The organism is Polaromonas sp. P1_E1_2 (assembly GCF_056406035.1).
Window position 1 is genome coordinate 1 of record NZ_JBFUAZ010000497.1, and the last position, 3,197, is coordinate 3,197.

4 protein-coding genes are annotated in these 3,197 nt (G+C 63.9%); 2 read left to right on the plus strand and 2 right to left on the minus strand.

Features of this window, described 5'->3' with window-relative positions; translation table 11 throughout:
• The coding region (locus AC1D1P_RS18770) for an ATP-binding protein (protein WP_477674010.1) at positions 1–565 on the plus strand (565 nt) is incomplete at its 5' end.
• Positions 562–1,002 carry an NUDIX domain-containing protein gene (locus AC1D1P_RS18775; protein WP_477674011.1) on the plus strand — a complete coding sequence of 147 codons (441 nt, stop codon included), beginning with the start codon at positions 562–564 and terminating at the stop codon, positions 1,000–1,002. The genes AC1D1P_RS18770 and AC1D1P_RS18775, both read left to right, overlap by 4 nt.
• A gap of 430 nt (positions 1,003–1,432) precedes the next feature.
• On the opposite strand, the gene AC1D1P_RS18780 is transcribed toward AC1D1P_RS18775, so the two are convergent.
• Positions 1,433–2,107, minus strand: coding sequence for a lytic transglycosylase domain-containing protein (locus tag AC1D1P_RS18780; protein WP_477674012.1), 675 nt, complete (start codon positions 2,105–2,107; stop codon positions 1,433–1,435).
• A gap of 7 nt (positions 2,108–2,114) precedes the next feature.
• On the minus strand, positions 2,115–3,197 hold a 1,083-nt coding region (gene proS / locus AC1D1P_RS18785), incomplete at its 5' end, for a proline--tRNA ligase (RefSeq protein ID WP_477674013.1).

Here is a 3,197-nt window from a genome sequence, read left to right on the forward strand (position 1 = left end):
CGTGGTGTCCGGGCTGCCTGAAAAATTCATCGTCTTTTGCGACGACCTGAGTTTTGAGGAAGGCGAGCCCGGCTACAAGGCGCTCAAGTCCATCCTCGATGGCTCTGTCGCAGCGGCTACGCCCAACGTGCTGATCTACGCGACCAGCAACCGGCGCCACCTGCTGCCCGAGTACATGACCGAAAACCTCACCTACACACACGGCGACGATGGCGAGGTGCATCCCGGTGAAGTGGTTGAAGAAAAGATTTCGCTGTCTGAGCGCTTCGGCTTGTGGGTCAGTTTTTACCCGTTCACCCAGGACGAATACCTGACCATCGTCGCGCAGTGGCTGTCGTCCTTCGGCGTGGGCCCCGATGCGATCGCGGCCGCGAGGCCCGCATCACTGGTCTGGGCGCTGGAGCGTGGCTCGCGCAGCGGCCGCGTGGCCTACCAGTTCGCCCGCGACTACGCCGGACGCGACAGYGCCAGCCGGCCCGTGGCGGCTGCGCCCATCGCGGCGTATGAGCGGCYGGGTGCGGCTGCTGCGGCTCCATCTGACCAAGCCCCAGACCACTCCACATGAGCGTGCTGGTCGCCGACGGCGAGCGCCCGCGCGAGGGCGGTGTGGACCGCAAGGTAGTCGACGTAGCCGTCGGCGTGCTGATACGGCCGGATGGCGATTTCCTTCTGACCTCACGCCCCCCAGGCAAGGTGTACGAAGGTTACTGGGAATTCCCTGGCGGCAAGCTCGAAGCCGGTGAAACCGTCGAGCAGGCCCTGCGACGCGAACTGCAGGAAGAAATCGGCGTCACCATAGGCGCCGCCCAGCCCTGGAAAGTCGAAATGGTCGACTACCCGCACGCCTTGGTCCGCCTCAATTTCTGCAAGGTCTTCGACTGGACCGGCGAGCTGCATATGCACGAAGGCCAGTCGTATGCCTGGCAAAACCTGCCGGTGACAGTGCAGCCGGTGCTGCCGGGCACGGTGCCTGTACTTGACTGGTTTGCTGCAGAAAAATAGAACACCCCCGTTCAGGCTCACTGCGTGTAGCCTGCTCCCCCCTTGCAGGGGGCGGCGCCTGCGGACTGGCAGAGCCAGTTCCGCGGCCCCTGCTGGCAAGGCAGCCGACCGCTATTAAATTTATAGCTGCTTGCGCTCGCCAGTATTGGTCTAGAGGCACTATTCATGGGTAAAAAGAGGCTCAAAAGCCCTTTTTGGGCGCCAAAACACCTTCAAAATCTGTTGTCTCGGCCGAAAAACAGCGTCAAAACCCGATTTTCAGGCATCAAATAGGGCCTCAGCCCAATATTGGCGTGCGCGAGTAGCTATTGAATTGATAGCGCCATGCTGTATCAAGCTGGGGCTGCGGAACTGGCTTTGCCAGGCCGCAGGCGCCGCCCCCTGCAAGGGGGGAGCAGGCTACACGCAGTGAGCCTGAACGGGGGTGTGCCTAATATTCCCAGGCTTTGCTGGCACCCATCACGGCATTGGGATAGGGCGACTTGCCCCGCGATCCGTTGTAGCGGCCCAGGCCCATGAAGAGGTCGCCGCGTTCGCGGTCCAGGTAGTGGCGCAGGATCACGCAGCCAAAGCGCAGGTTGGTCTGCATGTGAAAGAGCTTGGACGGATCCCCGTCGCCGATCACGCGTGTCCAGAAGGGCATGACCTGCATGTAGCCGCGCGCGCCGACGTTGCTCACGGCGAACTTGCGGAAGTTGCTCTCGACCTGGATCAGGCCCAGCACCAGCGTGGTGTCCAGTCCGGCGCGGCGGCTTTCGTACCAGACGGTCTGCAAAAACTCCTTGCGGATTTGCCACTCGGGTTTTTTCTTCTTCAGCCGCTCGCTCATGGCGCCCAGCCAGCGCAGGTAGGCGAGCCGGCTTTCGGTGTCCTTGAACTCGGGCACGGGCGGCGCCTGGTTGGCGATGGCAGAGCTCAGCGCRGTCCGCACCGAGTCGATCAGCGGCTCTTCCACCTGCGCACCGGCATGCGCCTGCTGCGCCAGCAGCAGCGGGCTGAGGGCGATGGGCAGGGCCTGCAGGCAGCTTCGCCTGGAAATCCCCTGTGCCCCGGCCTGGGCGGCAGCTTCGGATGCGGACAGGGTCAATGAGCGCACGGAAACCATTGGAGCGTCAAAGCGCCAGCTTTCCCTTGAGGAAATCAAAGGCGCCGGCAACGTCGATCTTGCTGGAAGCCGCATCGCGCCGGTGCTGGTATTCGAGCTGGCCGTCTTTCAGGCCGCGGTCGCCGATGGTGACGCGGTGCGGCACGCCAATCAGTTCCCAGTCGGCAAACATGGCGCCGGGCCGCTCGCCGCGGTCGTCCAGGATCACGTCCACGCCGGCAGCAAGCAGTTCGGCGTAAAGCTTGTTGGCGGCTGCTTCAACTTCGGGAAAGCGGTCAGGGCTGATGGGGCACAGCACCACGGTGAAGGGCGCAATCGCGTCGGGCCAGATGATGCCGCGTTCGTCGTGGTTCTGCTCAATGGCGGCGGCCGGCAGGCGCGTGATGCCGATGCCATAGCAACCCATTTCTAGGAACTGTGGCTTGCCGTTTTCGCCGAGGAAGGTGGCGTTCATGGCCTGGCTGTATTTGGTGCCGAGGTAGAACACGTGGCCGACCTCGATGCCGCGCTCGATCACCAGCGCGCCCTTGCCGTCGGGCGAAGGGTCGCCCGCGACCACGTTGCGGATGTCGGCCACCAGTTCGGGCTCGGGCAGGTCGCGGCCCCAGTTGACGCCGGTAACGTGGAAGTCCACTTCGTTGGCGCCGCACACCCAGTCGGCCATGGCCGCGACTTCGCGGTCAACCACCAGCTTGACGGGCTTCTTCAGGTTGAGCGGGCCGAGGTAGCCGGGCTTGCAGCCGAAATGGTCTTCAATCTCCGGCAGGGTGGCAAAGCGGAAGTCCGCCAGGCCCGGCACCTTGCCAACCTTGACCTCGTTCATGTCGTGGTCGCCGCGCAGCAGCAGCAGCCAGACCTGTGTCTTGACGATCTTGCCGGTCTCATCAACCTGGTCGGTGGCCAGTACCAGCGACTTGACGGTGGAAGCGAGCGGGATGCCCAGCAGCTCGGCCACGTCGGCGCAGGTGGCCTTGCCGGGCGTGGCGGTTTTGGTCAGCGCCTGGGAAGCGGCCTTGCGTGCGCCCTGGGGCGCCAGCGCTTCGGCTTTTTCCATGTTGGCGGCGTAGTCGCTGCCGGGGCAATACACGAT

Excerpts from the sequence above, each read along its gene's own strand:
- AC1D1P_RS18775 (WP_477674011.1), top strand. The coding sequence starts at position 562 with ATGAGCGTGCTGGTCGCCGACGGCGAGCGCCCGCGCGAGGGCGGTGTG.